This window comes from Lichenifustis flavocetrariae (genome assembly GCF_026130545.1).
Taxonomy (GTDB): Bacteria; Pseudomonadota; Alphaproteobacteria; order Rhizobiales; family Beijerinckiaceae; genus Lichenihabitans; species Lichenihabitans flavocetrariae.
This window is the reverse complement of the sequence record NZ_JAMOIM010000002.1, coordinates 96,933-123,611: the sequence shown is the minus strand read 5'-3', so window position 1 is coordinate 123,611 and position 26,679 is coordinate 96,933. Positions and strand designations below refer to the sequence as shown.

Here is a 26,679-nt window from a genome sequence, read left to right as displayed (position 1 = left end):
ACTCCGTCAGGTAGCCTTTCGGAGTGCTCCGCTTCAGCCAGGATCGCACAATCTCCGGGCGCTTCCACTTTGGATCGGCGGACCGCGATGACAACCGGCCCTTCTGTTCGCCCCACCATCAGCAGGTGCCGCAGCAGGCGGCTTCGAGCTCGGGCAGCGGGACCGGACGCTCGTCCTGGATCTCGCTGAAGGCGGTGAATTGCCCGAGATAATGGGCATGCGCCCGCTCCCACGCCTGCGCGTCGGGCAGCCCCCAAAGCTTTCGATAGTCGGGTGAACTCGGGTAAGGGTAGAGCGGAACGGGATCGTTGGCCCAGACACCCTGGGACCGCAGGCCTTCGCGCCACGCTGCGACCATGTCCGGATCGTCGTTCGCGGTCTCAATGAGGTTGGCTTGGACGAAAGGCACGCTACGGCGTGCGTAGAGAAGCCGCTCGGCAAGATCGTCGGTCGACATGCGGCACTGTTTGTCCAAGACCGCCCGCCCCTCGACCGTGAGGCTCTCCACGCCGGCCTCGATCGAGACGCAGCCGGCCGCGCCCAAAAGGTCGAGCATGTCGTGTTTCCACAGATCGATGCGGGTCTGGATGCCGAATTCGACCTGCCGCGTCCGAAGGGCTTCCAGCAGCGGGCGGTTGGGTAGAAAGATCTCGTCGATGAAGTAGATGTACTCGACGCCCTGCGCGATCAGGCCGTCGATTTCAGACAGCAGTGGGATCAAATCGCGTTTGCGGTAGGCATCGCGAAAATCGATCTTGGCGCAGAACGAACAATGATAGGGGCAACCTCGGGACGCCTCCACCTCGGCGCCCGGCCGCTCCGGCTTGCGATCAAATCGGTGATGATGGTGGTGGTGCCGCGCCACCCAGCCGTCCGGCCAGTGCAGCGCCGGCAGGTCGGTGAACCGCGCGGCATGCGGCCCACCGGTGGTACGGATCGCATCTTCGCTCCGGAACGCGATGGAAGGCACATCCGCCAGGGCCGTCGCGCCCGCGAGCAGCAGCACGATCTCCTCGCACTCGCCGCGCACAACGACGTCGACGCCAAGCTTGCGCAGCGTGGTCTCAGGGGTCACTGACCCATGCGGTCCGACCGCGATCGTGCGCCCGCCCCGAGGGCCAAGTGCGACCAGGAATTCGCGCGGCACGCGCAATTCGGGCGGCGCGCATCGCCAGAAAAGGTAGCTCGGCGCCGTGGTCACGACTGTTATCTCAGGCGCGAAGGCCGCGACCTCGTCGGCCAGCACCGCGTTCTGCGTGTCGCACAAGTGCCCGTCGAGCATCAGCACGGTATGGCCTGAGGCCTCCAGCAATGCCTTGGCGTAGCCGAGTTCCAAGGGCAGATGGGGCGCGCGACAGCCGAAGTAGATGCTGCGCGCGAAGTCCCAACGCGGATTGACGAGGGCGACTTTCACGACAATGCCTCCTCCACCCGCATGGCGGGCTCCGGCAACCCTCGCTCGGCCGCGAGCCATCTCACGAGGCGTGCGACCCCGTCAGTCCAGGACACGAACGGTGCCATGTCCAACACATTGATCAAGGCGCGGGTATCAGACACGTAATATTTCTGATCCCCGGCGCGCCAGTCTGAATAGTCGACACGCAGGGGGCGCTGCAGCAGGGATTCGAGATACCTCAACAATTGCCGAAGGCTGACGGCATTTGCCGGGCCTCCGCCGAGGTTGAAAGCGCCTCCGCGTAGCCTGTCGATGTTGCGCCAGACCCCGACATAAGCCGCCACCGCATCGGACACATCGAGCACGTCGCGAACCTGGCAACCGTCTCCGAAGATCGAAATCGGCTGGCCTTCGAGGGCCCGGATGGCGAAATGCGCCACCCAGCCCTGGTCCTCGGTGCCCATCTGCCGCTGTCCGTAGATGCAGCTCATGCGGAGCACCGCCGTCGGCACCCCGAAGGAGCGGGCATAGTCCAGAACATACTGATCCGCAGCGCCCTTCGAGCAGCCGTAGGGCGTGTGGAAATCGAGCGGCCGGTCCTCGCCGATCCCGTCGCGACGAAGCGAGAGCGTGTCCGGCAAATAACTGTCGTTGGTCTGCACCAGCGCGACATTGCCGAGGTCTCCATAGACCTTGTTGGTCGAGGCGAAGATCAGCGGCGGCGGCTCGGCGCGCCGGCGCAGCGCGTCGAGCAGGTGAACGGTAGCCGCGACGTTGATCGCAAAATCGTCGAGCGGCTCGACGAGACTTGTCGTGACGGCAACCTGGGCCGCGAAATGAAAGACAACGTCGACCTCCGCCGCCGCAGCCTCGAGTGCCTTATGATCACGCACGTCGGCCCGCACAGGCCTGATGCGGTCGGGATGGCGGGAGAGAAGCCAATCGAGGTTGCGTTCGGACCCGGGACGCTGCAGGGAATCGAACACCGTCACTGTGTGCCCGTCACGGGCGAGACGGTCGGCAAGGTTGCTGCCGATGAAACCTGCTCCGCCCGTCACCAGCGCGTGTGCTGGCCTCACGTGACGAGGCCCCGAGCTTCGAGTTCACGTCGGGCTTCGCTCACCCGATCGTCGGCCTGTTGCTCTGCCACCCAGCCGGCCAATTCGGTAAGACCGGCACGAAAATCCTCCTGCGGCCGGTAACCAAGCTCCCCCACGGCCTTACCGATATCCGGGATGCAGTGGCGTATATCGCCGGCCCGCCCCTTGTCGGCGATCTCGGGGGGAAGATCAGGGCGGCCCATGGCCTCTGCCAGCATGGTCGCCACATCGTTGACGGAACGATCCTCGCCGCTGCCGATGTTATAGACCCCGCCTGCCGCCTCGGGCTTGTCAAGCGCGAGCAGGAAGGCGCGTGCGACATCGCGCACGTGGACGAAGTCTCGGCGCTGCCGACCGTCTTCGAAGATGATGGGCGCTTTGCCATTGTGCAGACGAGAGGCGAAAATCGCCAGCACACCCGTATAGGGGTTCGACAGCGCCTGTCCCGGCCCATAGGCGTTCCACAGTCGCAGGGCCACGCCTTCCATGCCGTAGGATGGTGCCAGGGTGAGGGTCAGCCGCTCTTGAACGAACTTGGTGATGGCGTAGACGGAAGCGAGCGTCGGCCGCTTCCATTCAGGCGTGGGAACTGGAAGCAGCGGGTGGCCTTCCTGATCAAGCGGGTCCCAACTCGCGGATGTCTCCCTCCGTGCTTGGCGCACGACGTCTTCATGCACACGGCCGCCGGCATCTTGATAGAGCCCTTCGCCGTAGATGCTCATTGAAGAAGCGACGACGACGCGTTTCACGGGATTGTCGATCAAAACCTGGAAGAGCGCCGCAGTGCCGAGGTCGTTGACCGACACATATCGCTCGATTGCGTACATGCTCTGCCCGACGCCGACCTCCGCGGCGAGGTGCACCACCTTGTCGACACCCCTGAGGGCCCGCGTCATGGCCGTGAAATCTCGAACATCGCCGTGGATGAATTCAACCTGCGAGGAAAGTGCGTCAAACGCAGAACTGCCGGCGTGAACCTGTTCGATTAAGCTGTCGAGAACCCGGACGCGGTCCCCCCGACCGATCAATTGGGTAGCCACGGCACGGCCGATGAACCCGGCACCTCCGGTAATTAAAATCGTTTGGGGCATCGATCCGTTTGTCGCTCGTTTCTCCACCGATGTACATAGCGCGGCCGCTCGGCCTCGGCGAGGCCTTCATCGTTACTCACGTTGCGATGACTGCCTGGGCCAAGCAGCGTGATGGAGGCCGTTAGATGACATTGCGGTCGTGCCGAGATCAATTAGCAGTTCGCGAGAGCAGAAAGCCACAAACCATTGTTAGTATCATTTGTTAGTCTTCCGTTGTCCTGTCGGATCTCGAACTTAAATGCCAGGCCCGGCGTTATGAACAGTGAGAAGGGACGCAGCGATCTTGGTCGCCGTTGATCTCGGGGATGCCGTCGCGCAGTCCCAACCTTCCTGAAACGCCTCTGACAACATCGGACCCTCCTTATGAAAGCTCTCTGCTGGCACGGCACCAATGATATTCGGTGCGACAGCGTCCCGGATCCGAAGATAGAGGACGCTCGCGATGTCATCATTAAAGTGACGGCTTGCGCGATCTGCGGGTCGGATTTGCATTTGATGGACGGCATGATGCCCACCATGAAGTCGGGTGACGTGCTCGGCCATGAATTCATGGGCGAGGTGGTTGAAGTCGGCCGGGGTTTTACGAAGTTCAAAAAGGGCGACAAGATCGTCGTCCCCTTTAATATCAACTGCGGCGAATGCCGCCAGTGCAAGATGGGCAATTACTCTTGCTGCCAGCGCTCCAACCGCAATGCTGCGATGGCGGCCGAGCAGTTTGGCTACACGATCGCCGGGCTCTTCGGCTATTCGCACATGCTCGGGGGTTATTGGGGCGGTCAGGCCGAATACGTCCGGGTTCCGATGGCCGATGTGGCGCCCATGAAGGTCCCTGAAGGTGTCACCGATGATGAAATTCTCTTCCTCTCGGACATCTTCCCGACGGGCTATCAGGGCGCAGAGCAGGCGGGGATCAAGGGCGGCGAGATCGTGGCGATCTGGGGGGCTGGACCGGTGGGATATTTCGCCATCCAATCGGCGAAGGTTCTAGGTGCCGCGCGCATCATTGTCATCGAGACAGTGCCGGAGCGCATCGCTCTCGCCAAGAAAGCCGGTGCGACTGACATCATCGATTTCGAAAAAGAGGACGTGTTCGAGCGGATCAAGGAGATCAGCAAAGGCGAAGGTGCCGATGTCGCGATCGATTGCGTCGGCATGGAAGCCAGCGGCGGCCATGGTTTTACGGGCCTGCTCGATGCCGCCAAGGAGAAGCTGACCAAGGCCGAGCGCACGACGGCGCTCGATCAAGCCATCCTGGCTGTACGTCCTGGCGGCACGGTCTCTGTGCCGGGTGTCTATGGCGGTCCGGTCACGGTCAATATGGGCTCGATCGTGCAAAAGAGCCTGACGCTCCGGAGTGGACAGACTAGCGTGAAGCGTTACCTCGAGCCTTTGACCAAGTTGATCCAAGACAAGAAAGTGGACACGACCTCGCTGATCTCGCATGTCAGCACGAAGCTTGAAGACGGCCCAGATCTTTACACAATGTTCAAAGAAAAGAAGGATGGTTGCACAAAGGTTGTATTTCACCCGGCCGGCTAGTCTTCTCTCGTGGGTTTAAGCGGGTGTTAGTGCGGGCATGGCGCTTGCTGCGGTGCCGGAAGTCGAGGAAACCTCTCGCACGCCGCCGGATGTGGTCCAGAAAGCAACTTCGATGCTAAGATCTCGCGAGTTAACGATATTTTAATGATGCTCCGTCACAACTCCTAAACATCGACACTATATTCCTGACAAGCGCGGGTCTTCGATCCGCGCTAAAACCAAAAACCCTGCCACGGATGTACTGGCAGGGTTTTTGTCGTTTTAGGGCTGTGGGCGATCGAAATGTAAAAGCTTCAGGTGTCGGGCCGAGCAAGCGGGCTGTACCGTCGAAGCGAACTTGTGTATCGCTGTCGGAGCGTCCAACGCACAGCGTGGGCCGGTAGCTCAATGGTTAGAGCCGGCCGCTCATAACGGTCTGGTTGGGGGTTCGAGTCCCTCCCGGCCCACCAGGCGGTGGTAACGCCTTCCTACTCGATTGCTGCATGAGCCGGTTAGACGCCATGCCTGGAGGCGGGGGTGAAGACGGGTCGTGCGCCAATTTGTCCTGACCCTTTGGCCTCGTGAAGCGGCAGGCCAAAGGGTGTGCCACAAAATTGATACTGGGGGGTACGCTTGGCCGTGCAGTAGCTGCGGGCGGCATTAAGCTCAGAACAGGCCTGCGAGATCACCTAACAGAAAGGCCACAGGGAGTGCAGCAAGATGAAGCAATTGCTTATGGCTGGAGTTGCCACTGTTGGCGCGCTGATCGGAACGTCTGCGATCGCGGCCGAGGGTGACATCAAGATCGGGCTGATGACCACGCTGGAGGGCACCTACACGGTGCCGGGGCAGGATGGTCAGCGCGGGTTCGAGATGGCGCTGAAGGAGCATAACAACGAAGCGGGAGGCAAGAAGGTCACCTATGTCGTGGCCTCCACCGATGCGTCGCCGGATTCGGCCGTGCGGGCCGCGACCAAGCTGGTTCAGCAGGATGGCGTTAAGATCATTGTTGGTCCGCTGTCCGGGTCCGAGGGTTTGGCGATGCGGGACTTTGCCCGCCAGCATCCGGACGTGACCGTCATCAATGGGATTTCGGGCGCGCAGGAGACCACCATGGTGGATCCCGCGCCGAACTTCTACCGGTTCAATATGGATGGGGCCCAGTGGGGCGCCGGTCTTGGGGACTATGTGGTCAACAAGAAGGGTTGGAAGACCGTGGCCACGCTCGCCGACGATTACTCGTTCGGCTACACAAACTTCCTCGGCTTCGCGCTCGGTTTCTGCAACGCTGGTGGCAAGATCGAGAAACGCTTCTGGGTGCCGCTCGGCACCAAGGATTTTGCCTCCATCATCTCCGCTCTGCCCGATGACGTCGATGCGATCTTCCTGGGGCTCGGCGGTGGCGACGCGGTGAATTTCCTGAACCAATATCAGCAGGCCGGAGGGTCGGCGCACCTGATTGGTGGGACGATCATGGCCGACCAGTCGGTCTTCGCCGCGAAGGGCAACGCCAAGAACGCGCTGATCGGCACGCCGTCGTCGGGCCCTCAGGCGGACACGTGGGACAACGCGGGCTGGAAGGCCTTCGTGAAGCGCTACCAGGATGATTTCCCCGCCGACCAACGCTTCGCATCCCCTTCGCTTTTCGCGGTCGGTTATTACAATGCCACGATGGCGACGCTCGATGCGCTCGACAAGGTAAAGGGTGACCTTGCGGATGGGCAGAAGGCATTCCGCGACGCGCTCGCGAAGACCGACCTCAAAGCCCCCAACGGCGATATCAAGCTCGACGAAAATCGTCAGGCGATCGGGACGAACTTCGTCACCGAGGTCGCGGAACAGCCGGACGGAAGCTTGGCCAACAAGCTTGTTTCGGTGGTGCCGAATGTCACGCAGACGCTTGGTCTCGACAAGTCGACATTCGCCAAGATCGGCTTGCCCAGCCGTGACGTTCCAGAGTGCAAAAAGTACCAGTGAAGTCACGATAGCCACCCTTCGGTGACGCTCCCTTTCCCGCTGGTGTCGCGGGACAGGGAGACTGAGGCTGATCAATCCTATCGAAATGCCTCAATTGGCGCCGCCCAGCCGTGAAACCGGTGGAGGTTCGGGTCTCGCGAATCGAACCTCTGGGCCGAACCCTCGATTGCCGCCACTCCGGCAATCGCGTGGCTTTGCGTCTTTAGAGCGCGACAACTTCCTCCGCTGTCGCGGCGCTACGCCACGCTCATGGAGACGGAGAACTTACCCCGCCCGATGTCGTCTGCCGCGTCGCAGGCAGCAATAGCCGAGGGGGACATGCGTCCCCTCACCGTGGGACGGGCCTATAGTTTTTGGTACCGCGGCCCCATCGCGTCCAAGGCTAGCGCAATCTCTGCTTTGTAGACTGGAAATTCTCCAAGTCGTGTGTCGACAACGCCGCCGCAGCCGCCGTCCTCGACCTGACACGTGAACTTCGGATTGTGTTCGATGTGCGGGTAGATCTTGTGGTGCTCTTTGCGGCAACTCGGGCATGGGAACGGAAACGCCACGACCCAACGCAGCTTCGACTTGCCATGTTTGATGCTGTGGGTATCCGCCGATTCAAGTTCGCCCGCCATAACGCCTCCCACGTCCCTGTCTTCACCACGTCAAGGACCACCCCGGGACCGGATGGTTCAGATTGAACTCGCGGTCGTCCCACGCAGGCCGCCGACAACAGGGATCTCCACGCGACGCCGGCATTATCGGCGCGGCCTGGAGGAAAGGACTGATCGCGGTTGCCGGGCCACGGTCAAATCACCGACGTGACAGAAGCCGAGCCCGGCATCGTCAGCGATGCTGATCTATCCGGACTGTCTGGTCCTTGTGCAGCGAGCGATGTCGGCAAGAGCGATCCGCGAGATGATGCGGCAGCCCCTCCGGGCCCCGCAGCCTCCTTTGCCAACAATGCATACACGCTACAGATTAACGGAAGTTCGATGATGGCTCTGCTGGATTTTTACTTGCTGAAAGGCTGGCAGACCTCTCGAGTGTCACGGGCTGGCCTCGTCTGTTTCGACGCGCATTCCGCTGAGTGTGCCGCAGCCGGCTAACGAGCCGGCCGTCCAATCGAGCCAGATCTACATCCGCGATGCACGGCCCCGGAAACAATCGTCGGGAGGCACAGAGGACAAAGCTGGTTGTTGCTGCCGCGGCCCGCTACGCTGCGAGCGAAAGAGCCGAAGCCCAGCCACCCTTGGCCTGGTTCCGGACGCACTCAGCATGGAAGGAAACGTTGCAAATGGCTCTCGAAGCTTTGGACGAACCGGGTGTGATCGAAGGCTGGGGTGTGACCTTCGCGATGACAGAGGATGGCAAGCGGGTCCGATGTCATGTCGGAGGAGATGCCCTGGAAGATATCGAGCATTCGGACAATCCCGGTGAAGCCGAACGGCTACGGATCTTTCAAAGGAACAGACCGACTTTCGAGCATCTTGCGGCCAAGCTGTATGACGCTGGCCACGAGCCTCGTGTCGCGAGCAAGCACCTTCCTCGCCCGCAGGTGTAATCGATAAATCGAAGAAGCTTTTGAACGATCACTCACGGGCATGGTTGTCGTGTCAGGGGTCGGGTTGGCCGACCCCGAACACGCGGTCCACCCTCATGAGCTCGAACGACAATACGCCTCCAGACACCGGGCCGAACAGTTCCCTCGTCAAGGAGGAACGTGTCGTGCGGGTCGAGCAAGACGCACGCGTACAGAAAGCCAAAGCGGAAGCGGCGACGACTTCCAAAGAGCCCGATCAACCGAAGAAGCCCTTGAACCCCGACGGTTGATCGTCGGCCTGCGACCGGCCTTCGATCAATCTGCGAGATTCCGGAGAAGCCGGACCTCACCAAACCGCGGGCCGGACGACCCCAAGCATTTGCTTGGGCGGGAGGTGCCATATTGCGGGTCGGCGCTGCCGCCTGGCTCGCACGCGAGAGCCATGAACCAGCATCGATCGCTTAGTTGATCAGGAAGCCCCCGTCGACCGGCATCGAAATCCCATTCACCATGGCGGCCTCGTCCGACAGCAGATAGGCGATGACGCTCGCGACCTCGGCGGGCTGCACGAAGCGGCCGAGTGGGATGCGGGCCAGCATGGGGCCGGATTTTGCGGGGTTGCTCCAGGCCTTCTCGGCCATAGGCGTCAAGGTGACGACCGGGTTGACAGCGTTGACCCTGATGCCCTGGCGGCCAAGCTCTAGAGCCATCACCCGTGTCATGCCGTCCAGCGCGCCTTTGGAGGCACAATAGGCGGTATGCTCGGGAACGCCGATGAGCGCGGCCACGCTCGACACATTGACGATGGCACCTTTGGCGCCACGCGCGATCCGGTCCCTCGCATAGGCCTGGCTGACGATGAGGGGGGCGCGGCAGTTGACGGCCATGATAGCGTCGAAGGTTTCTACCGGCAGATCCAGGAAGCCATCGAGTTCCGTCGTCCCGGCGCAATTGACCAGGAAGTCCGCCGGACAGGCTTCCTCGGCAGCGGATCTCGTGTCGGCGACGTCGGCCAGGTCGACGGTCCGGGTCCGGCAGCCGATTTCTGCCTTGAGACTGTCGAGATCCGCGGCCGACCGGCTTAGCGCGATCACGTCGGCACCGCGCGCCGCCAGATAGACGGCCGTGGCGCGCCCGATCCCCTTGCCGGCGCCGGTCACCACAACGCTCTTGCCCTGAAATGTCATGACGTTCCCTCATTTCTTATCGGCGGCTCAGCCGCCTGACCTGCGGTCCCGAGCAAATAGACGCATTCGACCTCGCGGCGCACGCTCTTTGAACCGAAACTCCGCGACGACTTTGGCGATGTCGGGCAGACCGGGCAGCAACCCGATACGCGCATCTGCAAGCAAGGGCCGCGGGTTCAACGCACCATAGGTCATCCCGAGGGAGAACTCGTCATCAGCGCTATGGGGTGTGTATCCACTTCGAACCCTGCTTTGGATTCTAGCGGGGACGCCACATTCGGGAACACACGTCTTGTTCGTTGAAAGCCTTCGTCTCCGGCATCCCGTCGTTCACTCGCAACGGATCGCCATGGTGGTTGGCGCTGCTGGCGGGGAGGGGTCCTGTGCGTTGATCCAAACGTCCGGCTTATCGAAGTCGACAGATCCGAAGGGCGACGCAAAGGCGACTTCCGCGGCGTCTCTGGCGATTCCAATGCGGGCGAGACCATTGGCGGCCGATTTCCGCGTCGGGTCGAAGAGGTACCAGCCCGGACCTTCGGGTCCACGCAGGTAGGCTTCGATCACGGCATGGAAATCGGGTGGGTCGAGCCGCCACGCGTAGGCACTGGCATAGCGGGCCGGAATGCCCAGGGCGCGGCAGAACGAGATGGCGAGATGCGAGAAGTCGCGGCATACGCCGGCCCGTTCCGTGGCGGTGTCGATGGCGGATGTAAGCTCGTCCGAAGCGCCGCCGACGTAATCGACATTGTCGTGGATCCAGTTGCAGATCGCGTTGACGCGGCTGTAGCCCGGCCTTTCCTTGCCGAAGGTGCGTTGCGCCAGCCGCTGAAGCCTGTCCGACTGGCAATAGCGGCTCGGGTAAAGGTGAACGAGCGTCGGCAGCGGGATTTCACCAGCCGCAAGTTCTGTCACCAGTTCAGGGCTCTCCAGCACGGGATTGAGGTCCACGTCGGCCTCGTAGCGCAAGGTGAATCGTCCTGCGGGTGCCACCACACGCAAGTAGCGGTTGCCGGTCTCGGGCATGGTCCAGCGCTCGGCCTCGAGAGAGGGTGACAGCGTCAGGGTTTCGGTGAGAATCGTTTGCGTGGCGACTTTCGCGAGTTCGACGTTGAACAGAAAAGGCGTCGGCTCTTTCACGTCATAGCCCAAGGCGCAGCCGAGCGAGAATTTCATGGGGGAACAGCCTCCTGGAGGTCTTAAGCCAAGCAAATCCGATGCCGCACGGCGCGAGAGGCTCAGTCCAGCGCCCTGAGCCAAGCCTCCGGGTCGTCGGCGAGTGCTGCACCGGCATCGAGCACGATGCGTTCGAGGCCTGTTGCTGCCGGCGCGAGCGACTCGGCAAAAAATCGCGCGATGGCGACTCTTTCTGCCTCCTCGGGGCGAGCTAGCGCGAGGTCCGCAAGGGCGGTGCCTCCACGTGCGATCGCGAACAGCCGGAGATAGGGCGCGGCTGCCGCGAGGGCTTCGACCTCGTCATCACCAAGCCGGCTCTGCATGGCCGCAGAGGCGTTTTCGAGGGCCGTGACGGCCTCGCTCAGCCGAAGAGCCGTGTGGCCGAACCCTGGTTGCGCCATCGCCTGCAGCTTGTCGACCGTCCGCCGCATGTCGGCAATCTCACGGGCCAGCACGGTGCCGCCGGCAAGCGGGAGCTTGCGGGTCGCAAAGTCAATTGCCTGGATGCCGTTGGTTCCCTCATAGATGGCCGCGATGCGAATATCCCGCAGGATCTGGGCGGCCCCTGTGTCCTCGATGTAGCCCATGCCGCCATGCACCTGAACGCCGAGGGACGCGACCTCGTTGGCGATATCGGTCGAAAAGGCTTTGGCGACCGGCGTGAGGAAGGCGGCCCGTTCGGCCGCTTCCCGACGCGCCGCTGTGTCAGAGCCTTCGCGTGCAGCATCGAGCGCCGCCGCCGTCAGATGGCACAGGCAGCGCGCCGCGGCCGTATAAGCCTTCATGGTCATCAGCATGCGGGCGACGTCCGGATGCCGGATGATGGGAATCATCTCCGGACCAGCGGGTCGGCCACGTCCCTGGCGCCGCTCCCGCGCGAAGGCGAGCGCCTTCTGTGTGGCGTTTTCGGCGGCTGCCACACCTTCCAACCCGACGGCCAGCCGGGCATTGTTCATCATGGTGAACATACAGGCGAGGCCCCTGTGCTCCTCGCCGATCAGAAAGCCCACGGCCCCGCCGGCATCGCCGAACGACATGGTACAGGTCGGGGCGGCATGCATGCCGAGTTTCGACTCGAGCCCGACGCAACGGAGATCGTTGTGCCCGCCAAGCCGGCCCTCGTGGTCGACGAGAACCTTGGGCACTAGAAACAGCGAGATGCCGCGTGTGCCGGCGGGCGCGTCCGGCAGACGGGCGAGCACGAGATGAAGGATGTTCTCCGTCATGTCGTGGTCGCCGTAGGTGATGTAGATTTTCTGACCGAAGATCCTATAGGAGCCGTCCGGTGCCCGCTCGGCGCGGCATCGGAGCGCGCCGAGGTCGGAGCCCGCCTGTGGTTCCGTCAGATTCATTGTTCCGGGCCACGTGCCGGAGACGAGCTTCGGCAGAAATCGCGCCTTGAGGTCATCCGACGCATGTCGGTGCACCGCCTCGATGGCGCCGCTCGTCAACAGACCGGCCAGCGCGAAGGCGAGGTTCGCGCCCGACCAGATCTCGAAACAGGCCGCGCCGAGGGATTGCGAAAGGCCGGAGCCACCCGACTCCTCGGGGGCCGTGAGCCCGTTCCAGCCCCCTGCCGTCCAGGTCTCGTAGGCTTCCCGCCATCCCGGTGCGGTGCGGACCCCTTCGGGGCCTAGAGATACGCCATGCCGGTCGCCCACCCGATCGAGTGGCGCCAGCACCTCCTGGGCGAGTGCCGCGGCCTGCTCCAGCACGGGTTCCGCCTCCTCGGTCTCGGCCGGAAGATTGTTGGCGGCTCTCGTCTGGCTCATCGTGGCCAGGAGATCTGCAATCGGGGCGCGGTAGGTCACGCGAGGTCCTCATTTGCGTTTTGCCGCATCATAGCGTCTTTACCGGCGCGACTTGAGGATTTGGCGAGCGCTGCGACAATGAAGATGGCAACCCGCCACTGGCCGGCCAGTCCTGACACGATCGCGGCGGCGGCGGTTCTGCTGCGCCAGGGACGGCTCGTGGCATTTCCGACCGAAACGGTCTATGGCCTGGGCGCCGATGCGTGCTCAGGCGAGGCCGTCGCGCGCATCTATGAGGCGAAGGGTCGACCACGTTTCAACCCGCTGATCGCCCACGTGGCCGATCTCGATCAGGCGCTGGGGCAGGGGCGCTTTGACCGAGATGCCTTGGCTCTCGCGCAAGCGTTCTGGCCCGGCCCCCTGACGCTTATCGTGCCGGTTGCCGCGACCTGCACGGTCAGCCACCTCGCGCGATCCGGACTCGATAGCGTGGCGCTGCGCGTGCCCGATCATCCGGTTGCCATGAGCCTTCTGCGCGAGGCCGGCGTGCCGGTCGCCGCGCCCTCCGCCAACCGGTCCGGCAGGATCAGCCCGACATCGGCGGATCATGTCATGGGGGATCTCAAGGGCCGCATTGACGTCGTGCTCGACGGTGGGGTGACGGCGGTGGGGCTCGAATCGACCATTCTGGCATGTCTTGGCGATGGCATCCGCTTGCTTCGGCCAGGCGGCCTCAAGCGCGCCGCCATCGAAGCCGTGCTGGGACGGGCCTTGAATGTGCCGACGGATCTGGATCCCGTGGTGGCGCCCGGCATGATGGCGTCGCATTACGCGCCCCAAGCGGCTGTCCGACTCGACGCGGTCTCGGTCGGCGTCGGCGAAGCCGTGCTTGATTTCGGCGGCAGATTCTCTGGCGTCACGACCGGCCTGCGCCTCGATCTGTCGGATCGCGGCGATCTCACCGAGGCGGCCGCAAACCTGTTCTGCCATCTGCATCGGCTGGACGATGCCGGCGCCACCCGGATTGCCGTGGCGCCGGTGCCGGTTGACGGCCTCGGCGAAGCCATCAACGATCGGCTGCGTCGGGCCGCCGCGCCCCGGCCCTGATCTCACCCGATCTCGACCACGACACGCCCGCGCACGCCGCCTTCGACGATCCGATGGGCGGTCGGAACGATGTCGTCGAAACCGATCGTCGTTGTCATGGTCGCGAGGGTGCCGAGACTAAGGTCGGCTCCGAGCCTTTCCCAGGCCGCGATGCGTCGTTCGCGCGGCACCGTCACACTGTCGATCCCGAGCAGGGAGACGCCGCGCAGGATGAAGGGAGCCACTGTGCCGGGCAGATCCATGCCGGCCGCGAGCCCGCACGCCGCGATGGCGCCCTCGGCTTTCGTCTGGCTTAAAACATTGACGAGGATGTGGGAGCCGACTGAATCGACGCCAGCCGTCCAACGCTCCTTGCCGAGCGGCCTCCCGGGGGAGGAAAGTGCGGCGCGATCGAGGATCTCGGCAGCTCCGAGGCTTTTAAGATATTCCGATTCCTCAGCGCGACCGGTCGATGCAATCACGCGCCAGCCGAGTTTGGCCAGCAGCGCCACTGCCACTGAGCCGACGCCGCCCGCGGCCCCGGTGACGATCGCGGCCCCTTGCGCGGGTGTCAGGCCGTGCCGTTCGAGCGCCATCACGGCCAGCATCGCAGTATAGCCGGCGGTGCCGATCGCCATGGCCTGCGCCGGCGTGAACGCCGTGGGCAGGGGGATCAGCCAGTCTGCCGGCACCCGCGCCAGTTCAGCATAGGCGCCCCAGTGGGTTTCTCCGACGCCCCAGCCGTTGAGGATCACGGCGTCGCCCGGCGCATAGCGCGGGTCGGTCGTCTCCTCGATCACACCGGCGAAGTCGATGCCAGGCACCAGGGGAAAACGCCGAACGACAGGCGACCGCCCGGTGATGGCAAGGCCATCCTTGTAATTGATGGTCGAATGCGTCACCCGGACCAAGGTATCGCCGGCCATCATCTCCGATCGATCGACGGTTCGAACCTGAACCGATTGCGCCTCTCCGGTCTTGTCGATCACGAGGGCTTTGAAGCGGGACATCGGCGTCTCCAATTGATCCTTGTCGGGAACTGTAATGGTGATGCGGTCGGATCAGCGCCCTGATTGAGGATTGACGGAGGCTGACGATTCGAGGACGCTCCGGCGCCGCCTTGCTCTCGTCATATCTAGGGCGGACGCGGTCGACGAGCGGCCGAATCTGAGGGGATGTTAATGGATCGCCGGTCGAAGAGTCTCGTTTTGTCGTTGTCCATGGTGGCAGCTCTGGGCTTCGGCATCTCGTCCGGGCACGCCGTGACGGTGATGCAGCAGTGCGGGCAGCAATATCAGGCCGCCAAGGCAGCCGGGACCCTCAACGGCATGAACTGGAATCAGTATCGGACCGACTGCGCCGCGAAGCTCAAGGCCGACCCGGCGGCGGCATCGACCGCAACACCCGCCACGGCACCAGCGGCGCCAGCCGTTCAGACCGCCAATCCACTGAATCCGGCGCCGGCCGCTCCCCCGCCTGCAGCGGCTCCCGTCATTCCCGCACCCACCAAGGCAGCGACCGCTGGCGCCCCGGCGACAGGCGGCCGGGCCGCCTTCATCGCTCGTGAAAAGCAATGCGGTGCCGAGTGGCGGGCCAACAAAGCAACCCTCACGACCCAGACGCCCGGCCTGACCTGGCCGAAATATCTGAGCCAGTGCAACACGCGTCTCAAAGCAGCAGGAAAATAGACCGCGCGAGACGGCCGGCTACATCAGATAGGCGTAGCCGGCGATGAGCGTACCGATAGCGCCCAGGATCATCGAAGCGTGCCAAGGCCAACGCCGGCCCCGCATAATGATGGAGATGGTCGCGACCGCGATCGCGACGTGAATCAGAGTGACGCCGACGGTCAGCGTATGGTGCCGATGTTCGTGCCGCATGCTGTCTTCGAGCTTGGCATCCCGCTCATGTTCGAGCGTCTCGGCTTCCTTTCGGGCGCCGCTCTGTTGGGCCTCGTATTCCTTCGACTTGGCCAGGTAACCGTCGGCTTTCGGACCGCCGGCAGCGGCCGCGATGTCGAACATGTTCTTCTTGATGGAATTGGCCTGAAAGAACGCCCAGGTGTCGGCGGTCTTGTTCTGGATCAAAACCGATTCGTTCTTGTCCGAAATGGCTTGGCCGCTCTCCAGGGTCTCGAAACTGCCGACGGTGGCGGCAACCACGGCCAGGATCGCGATCGTCACCGAGACCGTGCTGAGAAAGCTGTCGCCGCTATGAGCAGCATGCTCGGCATGTTCGGCGTGTTCGAATTGTTCGGTGGGCGACTCGCTCATGATTTGGCTCTCTCGGGATGCCCCGTGGCGACGCCATAGCGGTTTTGGGATCCACCAGGAAGCGACTTGCGACAGGGCCAACTGTTGCGGCGTGCTCAATGGACATGGACATGCGGATTTTTGACCCGCTATAAGCGCGGTCGCAGCCGTCCGCATCCTTGCGCGAGATGTCGGTTGGGCGAGCGACGAACATTCAGGGAACGAGTGCTGCAATGGATCAGAGGATCGGCCGAGACCCGGCTGCAACGCTGCCGGCGCGTCGTGCAATGGTCGACAACCAGATCAGAACATTCGACGTCACGGACCAGCCGTTGCTCGACCGCTTCTACACGATCCCCCGAGAGTTTTTCTTGCCTCCTGAATTGGCGGATCTCGCCTATTCCGACGCGGTGTTAACGGTGGGGAGCGGCACGAAGCGGGCTCAACTCGCCCCGATGGTTCTGGCCCGGATGCTTCAAGGTGCAAAGCTTGAACTGACGGATCGCGTGCTCGTGGTCGGTGGCGGGACCGGCTATGCGGCAGCGATCGTTGCCGGCCTTGTCGCGAACGTCGTGGCGCTTGAGTCAGACGCGGCTTTGTCGGAGCAAGCCGCGGCGGCGTTTCAGGTTCTAGGCCTCGTGAATGTCACGGCGAAGACGGGACCGCTGATTGCGGGTGACCCCGCGGGCGCACCTTTCGATCTGATCGTCGTGCCCGGCGCGGTCGAGTCACATTGCGACACCCTGCTGGCCCAACTCGCAGCGCGAGGCCGGATGGCGGCGATCCAGAAGACTGTATTCGATGGCGTGCGCCGCAGCGGCAAGGCGGTGCTCTTCGAGCGGTTTGGCGCCGACGTCAGCACCCGGAGCCTCTTCGACAGTTCCGCACCCGTTCTCGAAGAGTTCCGCGTGGCTGAAACCTTCGCCTTCTGAACCGCACAGGCCAGCGCCTGGCCTGCTTGGGCACCGAGGTGCCGGGTTTTGTTCAACTTCTCGTTGTGTCGCTTTTTTGCGCCACCAGGGAACTTTATCCCGTTTCGTTAATGAGAATCGGCGCCACTCAACCTTGTTCGCGATAGACTGAAGCCAACCTGCGGCCGCGAGGGATGCGCGATTCGTCTCCCATCTCGCGCGTAGATGTGCCGCATCAGGGTCGAGGTCGATTGATGGATGGTGTGAGCGGGATGCGATCTGCGTCTGTGAGGAGGCATCCCAATGGCAATCGCGACCTTCGTGGTCGTCGAAGCCTGGCGGTTCTTCTGGCTGGCGTTGCCCTGACGGGCAGCGTCGTTCCCACGTTCGCGGAAACGCTGAATGGAGCCTTGGTCAAGGCCTACTACAACAACCCCTCGCTGAATGCGCAGCGTGCCGGTACGCGTGCGGCCGACGAGAACGTGCCGATCGCGACCTCCGGCTACCTGCCGCATGTGGCAGCCACGGGCGATGTCGGTTATCAATATTCCAACGCGTCGGGCGCTGGCACAACGGCTTCAAGCGCCGTTTCGGCCGCGACTGGAGCGACCGGAAACACAGGCTCGACCGGGGTCGGCGGGGCAACGGGGGTCGGCGGTACGGCGGGTTCGACTGGAACCACAACCGGGTTAGGATCGACGACCAGCTCGGGTGCAGCCGGAGTCGCCGATACTGTGCCGCGAGGCGTGGGCCTGCAGGTCTCGCAAACTCTGTTCGATGGCCTTCGGACCACAAACTCGGTCCGTCAGGCCGAGTCGAATGTGTTCGGCTCGCGAGAAACCCTGCGCAACACGGTTCAGAGCGTGCTGCAGAGTGCGGCCCAGTCCTACATGGACGTGCTCCGCGATACCGCGACGCTCGAATTGCGCAACAGCAACATCAAGGTTTTGGACGAACAGCTCCGCCAGACCAATGATCGGTTCAAGGTCGGCGAGGTGACGCGTACCGACGTGGCACAGGCCGAATCCGGGCTCGCGGGCGCACGGGCTGATTATTACACCGCCCAGGCCAACCTCCAGAATTCGATTGCCAGCTTTCGGCAGGTCGTCGGTGAGCAGCCGACCCGGCTCGAGCCGGCGCAACCCCTGACGCGAGGCTTGCCGACGTCACTCGCGCAGGCGATCACGGTGTCCCAGGTCGAACATCCCAACGTGCAAGCGGCCCTGCACAATGTCGACGTTGCCGAGCTCCAGGTGAAGATCGCCGAGGGTGCTCTGCTTCCGACCGTCAGCCTCTCCGGCTCCGTGGCCCAGCGCTACGACGTTTCGAACGTGGCGGGCAGCAGCGCCTTTGTGGGCTTCGTGGGCGGCGCTATCAACGTGCCAATTTATGAGGGGAGCGCCCCTTATGCGACCATTCGCCAGGCCAAGGAAAGTCTCGGGCAGGCTCGGTTCCAGGTCGATGTCGTGCGCGATCAGGTTCGCGCGGCGGTGATTTCAGCTTGGGGCTTGCTCGAAAGTTCGAGGATCGTGGTGCAGTCCGACCAGTCCGCCGTGAATGCATCTGAGATCGCTCTCAATGGCGTCCGCGAGGAGGCGCGCGTTGGACAGCGGACGACCCTCGATGTGCTCAATGCGCAGCAGACACTGCTCAATGCTCGCGTGGCTCTCGTTGGGGCGCAGCGTGATCGTGTGGTCGCGACCTACGCGGTGCTGTCCTCGATCGGCCGACTCTCGACCGGCATCCTCAGTCTGAACGTCAAGGAATACAATCCTGTCGTGCATTTCGAGCAAGTGAAGGACAAATGGGTCGGCTTGCGGACCCCCGACGGCAGGTAAGTTGCAGTCGCGGCCGGCCTAAGATGGCTGGCGGGTGGCGCGATCGCGTGGGAAAACCTCCGCGGACTCTTGCCTAGTGGGAAAGAGCCGCGCAAATTACGTTGGCGAAGAAAGAGATCGGCATTCGGCGGCGGATGCCGATGTTCTGTTTCGACGACACACCATTAGGGACGCTTCGAGGCATGGCAGTATCAACCACCACTTCGGCCCGCGCGTCGGAGGCTGAAGGCTCGCACACGGATCTTAACGAACCTTCGATGGAAGATATTTTGGCGTCGATCCGTCGGATCATCGCCGAGGATCAATCGAACAGCCTTGGCCGGTCGGGTCTGGGCGGCCTGACGCGGCGGACGCCACCGGTCGCCCCGCACGAGCCGGACGTTGCACCTGCCCAGGCGTCAGAAGACCTCTCCGCGCCCACAGATGACATGTCATCCTCGATCGCACTTCAGGAGACTCCTGAACATGTCGAGGCATCGCATGGTGACATGCTGCGCGGCTCATATGCTGCGGCCCCGGAGACACTCTACGAGGCGGCGGAGCCGGCGCATGAAATCGAGCCTCCGGTGGACACGGATGCGGCCGAATCCCATGACGTGGGGGATCAAGGCGTGGATCATCGACCGACCTTCGCGTTGAGCGCATCCGATCATGATGACGACTATCAGGACGACGTCGAGCCATTGATATCGCCTGTGGCGGGCGCTTCGATTACATCTTCGTTCCAGACCCTGGCCGAAAGCGTGATGCTGCAGGATCCAGGCCTCGTCGAACGCATTATGCGGGAAACCCTCCGGCCAATGCTGAAGACGTGGCTCGACGATCATTTGCCGAGCATCGTCGAGCGGTTGGTGCGGGCGGAGATTGAACGCGTGGCGCGTGGCGGGCGCAGCCGGGATTAAACTGAATCGTGATGGAAAAGACGTTTGCGGCCGGAGAGGTCGAGCCGCGCATTGAGCGGGTATGGGACGAAACCGGCGCGTTTCGCGCCGGTCGTCCTGAACGCGCGGGCGCCGCACCCTATTGCGTGATGATTCCGCCGCCCAATGTCACCGGTTCGCTGCACATCGGTCATGCGCTGAACAATACGCTGCAGGATGTGCTCTGCCGGTTTGAGCGGATGCGCGGCAAGGATGTCCTCTGGCAGCCCGGTATGGACCACGCCGGCATCGCCACCCAGATGGTGGTCGAACGGCAATTGATGGAGCGTCAGGAACCGGGCCGGCGCGAAATGGGCCGAGAGGCTTTCGTGAACCGTGTCTGGGCCTGGAAGGAGGAATCCGGCGGGCAGATCATCGGGCAATTGCGTCGGCTCGGCGCATCCTGTGACTGGTCGCGCACGCGCTTCACCATGGACGAAGGCCTGAGTGTAGCGGTCCTGAAAGTGTTCGTGACCCTCTATCGCCAGGGGTTGATCTACAAGGACAAGCGGCTGGTCAATTGGGACCCCAAGTTCCTGACCGCGATTTCCGATCTCGAAGTCATTCCTGTCGAGACCAAGGGAAGCCTATGGCATTTCCGATATCCGATCGTCGATGCTGCCGGTCAGGACACGGGTGACTTCATAACAGTCGCGACGACTCGGCCGGAAACGATGCTGGGCGACACGGCCGTGGCCGTGCATCCGGACGACGAGCGTTACCGACATTTGCAAGGCCAGCGCGTCCGCTTGCCCCTCGTCGGCCGATTGATCCCGATCGTGCCCGACAGCTACAGCGATCCCGAAAAGGGCTCGGGCGCGGTCAAGATCACGCCGGCGCATGACTTCAACGATTTCGAGGTCGGCAAGCGGCACAACCTGCCTTTGATCAATATCTTCGATGCCGAGGCAAAGCTGACGCTTCAGGACAACGAAGGCTTTCTGGCGGGCGTCGATCCGGCGGCGTCTGCCTGGGCGCTCGACCTGCATGGCCAGGACAGGTTCGTCGCACGCAAGCGGATCGTGGCCCGTATGGAAGAGCTTGGGCTCCTCGACAAGATCGAGCCGCATGCGCTCACGGTGCCGCACGGCGATCGCTCCAATGTCGTGATCGAGCCCTGGTTGACGGACCAGTGGTATGTGGATGCGGCGACGCTGGCACGTCCAGCCCTTGAAGCCGTGCGCAACGGCCAAGCGACCTTCATTCCCAAAAATTGGGAAAAGACCTATTTCGAATGGCTGGAGAACATCCAGCCCTGGTGCGTGTCGCGTCAGCTTTGGTGGGGCCATCAGATCCCGGCCTGGTATGGGCCAGACAACAAGGTGTTCGTGGCCTTCTCCGAAGCGGAAGCCGAGGCGGAGGCCGCGTCGCATTATGGCAAGCCGGTCGCGCTGACCAGAGACGAAGACGTTCTCGATACTTGGTTCTCGTCTGCGCTGTGGCCCTTCTCGACGCTCGGCTGGCCGGAGGAGACGCCCGAGCTCAGGCGCTTTTATCCGACCTCGACGCTCGTAACCGGCTTCGACATCATCTTCTTCTGGGTCGCCCGCATGATGATGATGGGGCTGCATTTCACCGGGGAAGTCCCGTTCAAGGATATCTACATGCATGCCCTCGTGCGGGACGAGAAGGGGCAGAAGATGTCGAAATCCAAGGGGAACGTCGTTGATCCCCTGGTGCTCATCGATCAATATGGCGCCGATGCCGTCCGGTTCACGCTGGCCGCCATGGCGGCGCAGGGACGCGACATCAAGCTCGCGACGTCCCGCATCGAAGGGTACCGCAACTTCGGCACAAAGCTCTGGAATGCGGCGCGCTTTGCCGAGATCAACGGCTGCGCCCGGGTGGCCGGGTTCGAACCCCGCGGGGTTCAATCCACCCTCAACCGTTGGGTGCTGAGCGCCTTTGCCGAGGCCGTTGCCGAAGTGACTTCGGCTCTGGAGGCGTTCCGGTTCAACGATGCGGCGGGAGCTGCCTATCGTTTCGTCTGGAACCTGTTTTGCGACTGGTATCTGGAATTTGCAAAGCCGGTTTTCGCCGGCGAGGATGCGGCGGCACGAAGCGAGACCCAGGCCACTACCGCCTATGTGCTCGACGGAATTTGCGCGCTCCTGCATCCCTTCATGCCATTCATCACGGAAGAGCTCTGGTCCATCACGGGACAGGCGGGGCCGGCACGAGAGACGATCCTGGCGCTCGGCCGCTGGCCCGAGACAACAGGTCTCGGGGCCGCCGAGGCGCAGGCCGAACTCGATTGGGTCATCGACCTGATCTCTACGGTCCGTTCAATCCGCTCGGAGTTGAACGTCCCGGCCGGTGCTCTTATTCCCATGACCCTTGTCCCGAGCGATCCGATTGCCTGGGACCGTTCCGAACGCTGGGCCGACACGGTGAAGCGCCTCGGCCGGTTCTCATCGATCGATCGGGCCGATCATGCTCCTCGCGGGTCGGTACAGGCCCCTGTAGTGGGCGCAGTCGCGGCCCTGGCGCTCGCCGATGTGATCGATGTCGCGACCGAAGCGGCGCGATTGCGCAAGGAAGCCGCCAAGCTTCAGGGGGAGGCCGGCAAGCTCGACGCCAAGCTCGCAAATCCGGGCTTCCTGGCCAAAGCCACGGAAGAGGTGATCGAGGAAACCCGGACACGTGTGGACGAGACCCGCGTCCGGATCAACAAGCTCGAGGACGCGCTTCGCCAGATCGGGGGATAAGGTGGGCGAGGCTGGAGAGGCTGCGCCAGTTTGTCTCTTGTCGATCCTGCTCGAAGGTACGCGTCCACGAACCTGGACGATGCGTCGGCCTCCACACGCATTCCTACGTTGGGCTCGATCTTGGCGGTGGTTGCGATGCTCGGTCCAAGTATTCGCTACTCAGAGTTCAGTTGGAGAAATTGACATGGTAGTCGCTCTCTAAGCCACCCTTTCGAAGGGCATGCCGCTTCCAGCCTGTCGCGACGGGCTGCAGGACTTAGACGTCCCCCTGTCGGACATCGCCTGTGTGTAACAATCAGGTTACAACAAAGACCTTTTCGTTGTAGATGCGGCTTGTACCTAGCGGTAACCTTGCCAAACTGAGAACAGGCAAGTCATTCACTGGTACCTGGCGGGATCGTGCTGTTTCAGACACACCCATTTTCGTTTCGAAACCTCTCGGTCTGCCTGCTGACGGGTGCCGCTATTGCGCCATAAACGCCGCGCTAATCTGACCTACCTAGAACAGTTCTGATTGCTTGGTTCTTCATCGGTCGTTCAGATCGGGAAGTTCGACGCTAGCCGGAAGGTTCGGGGGTCGCGATCCTCGCAGTATGGGGCCGGGTCTCTGGGAAGATCACGGTGCCGCGGGGCGCGGTTGTGATGGTTGAGTGGGGCGGATCACCAGATGGTCGGGACACACGGCATCGTAGGGATTGGGGCGTCACGTTCCCGTCGGACCGATCGTATGGAGAGCGGTCTCGATGCGTGATCGTGCCCTTTGCCTCACTGTTGCATTGATGGTCGGGTGTGCGACCACTCAGGCTTTTGCGCTCGATGGATCGGCAGAGACGCCGGCTGACGCGAAAACGCCGCTGTCGAATTTCACTAATCCTTTGCAGGCGCTTCGCCAGGGCATTGCGGGCTATCGGGCCGGAGACGTCAAGTCGTCGGTGGAAGCCTTCAAATATGCGGCCGCGAATGGCAATCCGCTGGCGCGGTGGAAGCTCGGCAAGATGTATGCCGACGGCGATGGTGTGCCGCAGGATGATGCCAAAGCCTTCGAGTACTTCACGCAGATCATCCAGAGCTATGATGAAGACAATCGAAGCATCCGCGATATGTCGGTCGTATCGAATGCCTTCGTGGCGCTCGGCGTCTACGATCTGAACGGCATCGCCAATACGGACATCAAACCGGATCCCGAACGGGCGCTGGAGATGTTCCAATATGCTGCGCTTAATTTCGGCAGCGCAGACGCCCAATATAATCTTGCCAGGCTCTATCTCGACGGCGCGAACAGCATCCCGAAAGATGTCCGTCAGGCAGTGCGCTGGATGGCGCTGGCCGCCGAGAAAAACCATAAGGAGGCCGAAGCCCTTCTCGGGCACATGCTGTTCAACGGCTTCGACGGCGTTGCCCGGCAGCGCGCCCGTGGTCTGATGTGGCTAATGCTTGCCAAAGATGCCGCTACCGATCAGCGCGACGCCTGGATCATCGATCTCTATAACAAGGCAGCCGCTTCGGCGACCGAGGCTGACCGGCAGGTCGCCATCCTCTATGCTGATGACAAGCGCCACAGGAATTAGGACCTGAGGCGTTCCGCTCCGGCGGGAGATCGGGTGATCGAGGATGGACGCAATGGTGCTGGGACATGAACGCCCGCTCGGCTCGATCGTCCAACCGGGTCACGCGACCCGTCCCGAACCCGGTACCCTGACCGGCGGTTTCGTCAGGCTTGTTCCCCTCGCCGCCGCCCATGCCGACGATCTGTTTCCGATCGCGGGCGGGGCCGAGAATGCGTGGCTCTGGGACTACATGCCCGATGGTCCCTTTCCGGATCTCGCGGGTTTTCGCGAGCATATCGCCCGAAAGGCTGCGTCGGCGGACCCGCTCTTCTTCGCGATCTTGGACAAGGGGAGCGGAAAGGCCATCGGCCACACGACCTTGATGCGGATCGACACTGCGAACCGGGCAATCGAGACCGGCAACATCCTGTTCTCACCGCTGCTGCAGCGCACGCCAGGCGCGACGGAGAGCATGTATCTCCTGGCTCGCCATGCCTTCGACGACCTCGGCTATCGTCGCTATGAATGGAAGTGCAACGCGCTCAACATGCCGTCGCGACGGGCTGCGGAGCGGTTCGGCTTCACTTTCGAGGGTGTGTTCCGCCAGCACATGATCGTGAAGGGCCGCAATCGCGATACGGCCTGGTATTCCATGCTGGACACCGAATGGCCGGCTGTGAAAAACGGATTCGAGGCTTGGCTCGCGCCTGGCAATTTCGACGCGGAAGGACGGCAGAAGGCGTCCCTGGCGTCTTTCCGCAATCCAAAATAGATCGCGGCGCCTGATTTTTCGGGTTCGTCTCATGGTGATCGGGGATTGTTTCCTGCGCTCAAGGTTGCTTGGCTTGACAGGGTAGAACCCGGCGTCTGAAACATCAGCCCCGCCGGCCCTTGCGCGGCATGTGTTGAACGAGCGGTAGTCCCTATGGCGTTAGCCTCTGCCACCTCCCTGATCGACAGCGTCGTGCCGATCAGCGCCGGTGCCCATGTCACTGCGGCGGCCTTTCTGGGCGCGACGCCGGTTCTGGCCCTCGGGGATGGTGCGGTGTTTTTCGCCGAGGATCCGGGCCGACGCGTCGAGGCGCACCCGGATGCCGGCATTCTGGTCGCGGCGACAAACGGCGATCTTCTGCTGACGGGTGGCGATGACGGCCGGGTCGTGGCGACGGATGCGAAGGGCACTTTGACGGTTCTCGGCGACGAGAAAGGTCAGTGGATCGACGCCGTGGCACTCCGCTCCGATGGGGCAGCGGCCTGGTCGGCAGGCAAAACGGTGCGGTCCCGCTCCGCCAAGGGCGAGGTAAAGACGATAGCTATGGCCTCGACGGCGCGGGGACTTGCCTTCGCGCCCAAGGGCTATCGCTTGGCGATCGCGCACTACAATGGCGCTTCGCTATGGTTTCCCAATACCGCGGAGGCTCCGGACTCCTTGACCTGGAAGGGTTCGCATCTCGACGTCACCTGGTCGCCCGATGGGCGGTTCCTGGTGACGTCGATGCAGGAAAATTCCATGCACGGGTGGCGCCTTGCCGATGGCGGCAACATGCGCATGTCCGGCTATCCGGCAAAGCCGCGCTCCTTCAGTTGGTCGCGCGATGGCAATTGGCTTGCGACATCCGGTGCCGAAGCCTGTGTGGTTTGGCCCTTCGAGGGCAAGACCGGTCCCATGGGCAAGCAGCCACGCGAATGCGGCGTCAGAACCGCCAAGATCACACAGGTGGCTTTCCACCCCAAAGCCATGGTGCTGGCCATGGGTTATGACGACGGTTTTGTCCTCATGTGTCGGCTGTCGGATGCGTCCGAGCTTCCGGTGCGCTTGGAGCGGTCCGAAGGGGGGGCCGTTTCAGCCCTGGCCTGGGACGACAAAGGCGAGCGACTGCTGTTCGGAACACGGGGCGGCGATGCCGGTCTTATCCGACTTCCAACCTGACGCGAGCCCTTCATGAGAATCAAGGTCATCAATCCGAACACCACCGCGTCCATGACCCAGACCATCGTGGCCGCCGCCAAGGCAGCCGCGGCGCCGGGAACCGAGATCGTCGGCGCCACATCCCCAACGGGTCCCGTCTCGATCGAGGGGCACTACGACGAGGCCGTGAGCGTCATCGGTCTGCTTGAGGAGATCAGGGCGGGAGAGCGCGAGGGCTGCGACGGCTATGTGATTGCCTGTTTCGGCGACCCCGGCCTTCTCGCCGCCCGCGAGGCCGCGCGAGGCCCGGTGCTCGGGATCGCGGAAGCCGCCATGCATGCCGCGAGTTTCGTTGCGACCGGGTTCAGTGTCGTGACGACCCTCGGGCGGACGCGGATCATCGCCGAGCATCTCGTGCATGCCTATGGCATGGAGCGGCACTGCCGTCGCGTGCGGGCCACCGAACTGGCTGTTCTGGAACTGGAAGATCCCGCCTCGGATGCGCGCCGCAAGATCGTCGACGAGTGCCGCCGGGCCCTTGATGAGGACGGATCGGGTGCCATCGTGCTCGGCTGCGGCGGCATGGCCGACCTCGCACGCGACCTGACCCATGAACTCGGCGTCCCGGTGATCGATGGTGTCGGCGTGGCGGTGAAATTCATCGAGGCACTGGCCGGCCTTGGCATCAACACCAGCAAACGAGGTGACCTCGCTTTCCCGTTGCCGAAGCCCTATACCGGCATGCTTGCCGGGATGGCCTTTCGGTCAAAATAGTCCTTTAGGAGCG

Annotated in this window: 22 protein-coding genes and 1 tRNA gene; 14 read left to right on the top strand and 9 right to left on the bottom strand. The window is 62.9% G+C overall.

All coding sequences use genetic code 11. The features are described from left to right. Window positions 1–118 precede the first annotated feature (118 nt). The 3 genes from M8523_RS04005 to M8523_RS03995 are packed head-to-tail and all read right to left on the bottom strand — an operon-like array spanning window position 119 to window position 3,587. Window positions 119–1,414 (bottom strand): TIGR04295 family B12-binding domain-containing radical SAM protein, encoded by a 1,296-nt coding sequence (locus M8523_RS04005; RefSeq protein WP_282583548.1) that lies wholly within the window; start codon window positions 1,412–1,414, stop codon window positions 119–121. Then, entirely contained in the window at window positions 1,411–2,475 is a 1,065-nt protein-coding gene (locus M8523_RS04000) for an SDR family NAD(P)-dependent oxidoreductase (RefSeq protein ID WP_282583547.1), read from the bottom strand. The genes M8523_RS04005 and M8523_RS04000 overlap by 4 nt, the downstream gene beginning before the upstream one ends. Further along, window positions 2,472–3,587 carry an NAD-dependent epimerase/dehydratase family protein gene (locus M8523_RS03995; RefSeq protein ID WP_282583546.1) on the bottom strand — a complete coding sequence of 372 codons (1,116 nt, stop codon included), beginning with the start codon at window positions 3,585–3,587 and terminating at the stop codon, window positions 2,472–2,474. The genes M8523_RS04000 and M8523_RS03995 overlap by 4 nt, the downstream gene beginning before the upstream one ends. A gap of 363 nt (window positions 3,588–3,950) precedes the next feature. On the opposite strand from M8523_RS03995, the gene M8523_RS03990 reads away from it, so the two are divergent. The 3 genes from M8523_RS03990 (at window position 3,951) to M8523_RS03980 (ending at window position 7,082) form a co-directional block, all read left to right on the top strand. Then, window positions 3,951–5,126, top strand: a complete 1,176-nt coding sequence (locus tag M8523_RS03990; RefSeq protein WP_282583545.1) for a zinc-dependent alcohol dehydrogenase — start codon at window positions 3,951–3,953, stop codon at window positions 5,124–5,126. 373 nt (window positions 5,127–5,499) lie between these two features. Beyond that, a tRNA-Ile gene (locus M8523_RS03985) sits at window positions 5,500–5,575 on the top strand. A 250-nt stretch (window positions 5,576–5,825) separates the two neighbouring features. Beyond that, a complete protein-coding gene (locus M8523_RS03980) occupies window positions 5,826–7,082 on the top strand; it encodes an ABC transporter substrate-binding protein (protein WP_428349772.1) in 1,257 nt (418 codons plus the stop codon). A gap of 344 nt (window positions 7,083–7,426) precedes the next feature. On the opposite strand, the gene M8523_RS03975 is transcribed toward M8523_RS03980, so the two are convergent. Further along, window positions 7,427–7,702 (bottom strand): hypothetical protein, encoded by a 276-nt coding sequence (locus tag M8523_RS03975; RefSeq protein WP_282583544.1) that lies wholly within the window; start codon window positions 7,700–7,702, stop codon window positions 7,427–7,429. A 662-nt stretch (window positions 7,703–8,364) separates the two neighbouring features. On the opposite strand from M8523_RS03975, the gene M8523_RS03970 reads away from it, so the two are divergent. Next, window positions 8,365–8,631: a DUF1488 family protein gene (locus M8523_RS03970; RefSeq protein ID WP_282583543.1), complete on the top strand. Its 267-nt coding sequence runs from the start codon at window positions 8,365–8,367 to the stop codon at window positions 8,629–8,631. A 440-nt stretch (window positions 8,632–9,071) separates the two neighbouring features. On the opposite strand, the gene M8523_RS03965 is transcribed toward M8523_RS03970, so the two are convergent. The 3 genes from M8523_RS03965 to M8523_RS03955 all read right to left on the bottom strand — a co-directional run bounded on the left by M8523_RS03965 (window position 9,072) and on the right by M8523_RS03955 (window position 12,781). Beyond that, a complete protein-coding gene (locus M8523_RS03965; RefSeq protein WP_282583542.1) occupies window positions 9,072–9,797 on the bottom strand; it encodes an SDR family oxidoreductase in 726 nt (241 codons plus the stop codon). A 330-nt stretch (window positions 9,798–10,127) separates the two neighbouring features. Next, the gene (locus M8523_RS03960; protein WP_282583541.1) at window positions 10,128–10,970 is read right to left on the bottom strand and encodes a transglutaminase-like domain-containing protein; all 843 of its coding nucleotides are present in this window, start codon (window positions 10,968–10,970) and stop codon (window positions 10,128–10,130) included. 62 nt (window positions 10,971–11,032) lie between these two features. Beyond that, window positions 11,033–12,781, bottom strand: a complete 1,749-nt coding sequence (locus M8523_RS03955; RefSeq protein ID WP_282583540.1) for an acyl-CoA dehydrogenase family protein — start codon at window positions 12,779–12,781, stop codon at window positions 11,033–11,035. A gap of 78 nt (window positions 12,782–12,859) precedes the next feature. On the opposite strand from M8523_RS03955, the gene M8523_RS03950 reads away from it, so the two are divergent. After that, window positions 12,860–13,828 carry an L-threonylcarbamoyladenylate synthase gene (locus M8523_RS03950; protein WP_282583539.1) on the top strand — a complete coding sequence of 323 codons (969 nt, stop codon included), beginning with the start codon at window positions 12,860–12,862 and terminating at the stop codon, window positions 13,826–13,828. A 2-nt stretch (window positions 13,829–13,830) separates the two neighbouring features. Here M8523_RS03950 and acuI read toward each other — a convergent pair whose 3' ends face one another. Next, complete coding sequence (gene acuI, locus M8523_RS03945) at window positions 13,831–14,817, bottom strand: acrylyl-CoA reductase (NADPH) (protein WP_282583538.1); 987 nt, start codon at window positions 14,815–14,817, stop codon at window positions 13,831–13,833. Between the two features lie 171 nt (window positions 14,818–14,988). On the opposite strand from acuI, the gene M8523_RS03940 reads away from it, so the two are divergent. Next, window positions 14,989–15,495 carry a hypothetical protein gene (locus tag M8523_RS03940; protein ID WP_282583537.1) on the top strand — a complete coding sequence of 169 codons (507 nt, stop codon included), beginning with the start codon at window positions 14,989–14,991 and terminating at the stop codon, window positions 15,493–15,495. Window positions 15,496–15,513: 18 nt separating this feature from the next. Here the strand turns inward: M8523_RS03940 and M8523_RS03935 are convergent, their stop codons facing one another. Further along, window positions 15,514–16,080: a DUF4337 domain-containing protein gene (locus tag M8523_RS03935; RefSeq protein ID WP_282583536.1), complete on the bottom strand. Its 567-nt coding sequence runs from the start codon at window positions 16,078–16,080 to the stop codon at window positions 15,514–15,516. Between the two features lie 212 nt (window positions 16,081–16,292). On the opposite strand from M8523_RS03935, the gene M8523_RS03930 reads away from it, so the two are divergent. From M8523_RS03930 to M8523_RS03895, 8 genes are all read left to right on the top strand, one after another. Continuing rightward, window positions 16,293–16,991: a protein-L-isoaspartate O-methyltransferase family protein gene (locus tag M8523_RS03930; protein WP_282583535.1), complete on the top strand. Its 699-nt coding sequence runs from the start codon at window positions 16,293–16,295 to the stop codon at window positions 16,989–16,991. A 251-nt stretch (window positions 16,992–17,242) separates the two neighbouring features. After that, a complete protein-coding gene (locus tag M8523_RS03925) occupies window positions 17,243–18,808 on the top strand; it encodes a TolC family outer membrane protein (protein WP_282583534.1) in 1,566 nt (521 codons plus the stop codon). 257 nt (window positions 18,809–19,065) lie between these two features. Continuing rightward, complete coding sequence (locus M8523_RS03920) at window positions 19,066–19,710, top strand: PopZ family protein (RefSeq protein WP_282583533.1); 645 nt, start codon at window positions 19,066–19,068, stop codon at window positions 19,708–19,710. An 11-nt stretch (window positions 19,711–19,721) separates the two neighbouring features. Further along, window positions 19,722–22,436, top strand: a complete 2,715-nt coding sequence (locus M8523_RS03915) for a valine--tRNA ligase (protein ID WP_282583532.1) — start codon at window positions 19,722–19,724, stop codon at window positions 22,434–22,436. A gap of 743 nt (window positions 22,437–23,179) precedes the next feature. Then, window positions 23,180–24,004, top strand: coding sequence for a tetratricopeptide repeat protein (locus M8523_RS03910; RefSeq protein WP_282583531.1), 825 nt, complete (start codon window positions 23,180–23,182; stop codon window positions 24,002–24,004). A gap of 52 nt (window positions 24,005–24,056) precedes the next feature. After that, complete coding sequence (locus M8523_RS03905; RefSeq protein WP_282583530.1) at window positions 24,057–24,755, top strand: GNAT family N-acetyltransferase; 699 nt, start codon at window positions 24,057–24,059, stop codon at window positions 24,753–24,755. 153 nt (window positions 24,756–24,908) lie between these two features. Continuing rightward, the gene (locus M8523_RS03900) at window positions 24,909–25,913 is read left to right on the top strand and encodes a WD40 repeat domain-containing protein (RefSeq protein WP_282583529.1); all 1,005 of its coding nucleotides are present in this window, start codon (window positions 24,909–24,911) and stop codon (window positions 25,911–25,913) included. A gap of 12 nt (window positions 25,914–25,925) precedes the next feature. After that, window positions 25,926–26,666 (top strand): aspartate/glutamate racemase family protein, encoded by a 741-nt coding sequence (locus M8523_RS03895; RefSeq protein WP_282583528.1) that lies wholly within the window; start codon window positions 25,926–25,928, stop codon window positions 26,664–26,666. Window positions 26,667–26,679: the final 13 nt, after the last annotated feature.

Excerpts from the sequence above, each read along its gene's own strand:
- M8523_RS03925 (WP_282583534.1), top strand. The coding sequence starts at position 17,243 with ATGCGATCTGCGTCTGTGAGGAGGCATCCCAATGGCAATCGCGACCTT.
- M8523_RS03935 (WP_282583536.1), bottom strand. The coding sequence starts at position 16,080 with ATGAGCGAGTCGCCCACCGAACAATTCGAACACGCCGAACATGCCGAG.
- M8523_RS03910 (WP_282583531.1), top strand. The coding sequence starts at position 23,180 with ATGCGTGATCGTGCCCTTTGCCTCACTGTTGCATTGATGGTCGGGTGT.
- M8523_RS03915 (WP_282583532.1), top strand. The coding sequence starts at position 19,722 with ATGGAAAAGACGTTTGCGGCCGGAGAGGTCGAGCCGCGCATTGAGCGG.
- M8523_RS03930 (WP_282583535.1), top strand. The coding sequence starts at position 16,293 with ATGGATCAGAGGATCGGCCGAGACCCGGCTGCAACGCTGCCGGCGCGT.
- M8523_RS03905 (WP_282583530.1), top strand. The coding sequence starts at position 24,057 with ATGGTGCTGGGACATGAACGCCCGCTCGGCTCGATCGTCCAACCGGGT.
- acuI (WP_282583538.1), bottom strand. The coding sequence starts at position 14,817 with ATGTCCCGCTTCAAAGCCCTCGTGATCGACAAGACCGGAGAGGCGCAA.
- M8523_RS03965 (WP_282583542.1), bottom strand. The coding sequence starts at position 9,797 with ATGACATTTCAGGGCAAGAGCGTTGTGGTGACCGGCGCCGGCAAGGGG.
- M8523_RS03895 (WP_282583528.1), top strand. The coding sequence starts at position 25,926 with ATGAGAATCAAGGTCATCAATCCGAACACCACCGCGTCCATGACCCAG.
- M8523_RS03920 (WP_282583533.1), top strand. The coding sequence starts at position 19,066 with ATGGAAGATATTTTGGCGTCGATCCGTCGGATCATCGCCGAGGATCAA.
- M8523_RS03950 (WP_282583539.1), top strand. The coding sequence starts at position 12,860 with ATGAAGATGGCAACCCGCCACTGGCCGGCCAGTCCTGACACGATCGCG.
- M8523_RS03900 (WP_282583529.1), top strand. The coding sequence starts at position 24,909 with ATGGCGTTAGCCTCTGCCACCTCCCTGATCGACAGCGTCGTGCCGATC.
- M8523_RS03990 (WP_282583545.1), top strand. The coding sequence starts at position 3,951 with ATGAAAGCTCTCTGCTGGCACGGCACCAATGATATTCGGTGCGACAGC.
- M8523_RS03940 (WP_282583537.1), top strand. The coding sequence starts at position 14,989 with ATGGATCGCCGGTCGAAGAGTCTCGTTTTGTCGTTGTCCATGGTGGCA.
- M8523_RS03980 (WP_428349772.1), top strand. The coding sequence starts at position 5,826 with ATGAAGCAATTGCTTATGGCTGGAGTTGCCACTGTTGGCGCGCTGATC.
- M8523_RS03970 (WP_282583543.1), top strand. The coding sequence starts at position 8,365 with ATGGCTCTCGAAGCTTTGGACGAACCGGGTGTGATCGAAGGCTGGGGT.
- M8523_RS03975 (WP_282583544.1), bottom strand. The coding sequence starts at position 7,702 with ATGGCGGGCGAACTTGAATCGGCGGATACCCACAGCATCAAACATGGC.
- M8523_RS03960 (WP_282583541.1), bottom strand. The coding sequence starts at position 10,970 with ATGAAATTCTCGCTCGGCTGCGCCTTGGGCTATGACGTGAAAGAGCCG.
- M8523_RS03995 (WP_282583546.1), bottom strand. The coding sequence starts at position 3,587 with ATGCCCCAAACGATTTTAATTACCGGAGGTGCCGGGTTCATCGGCCGT.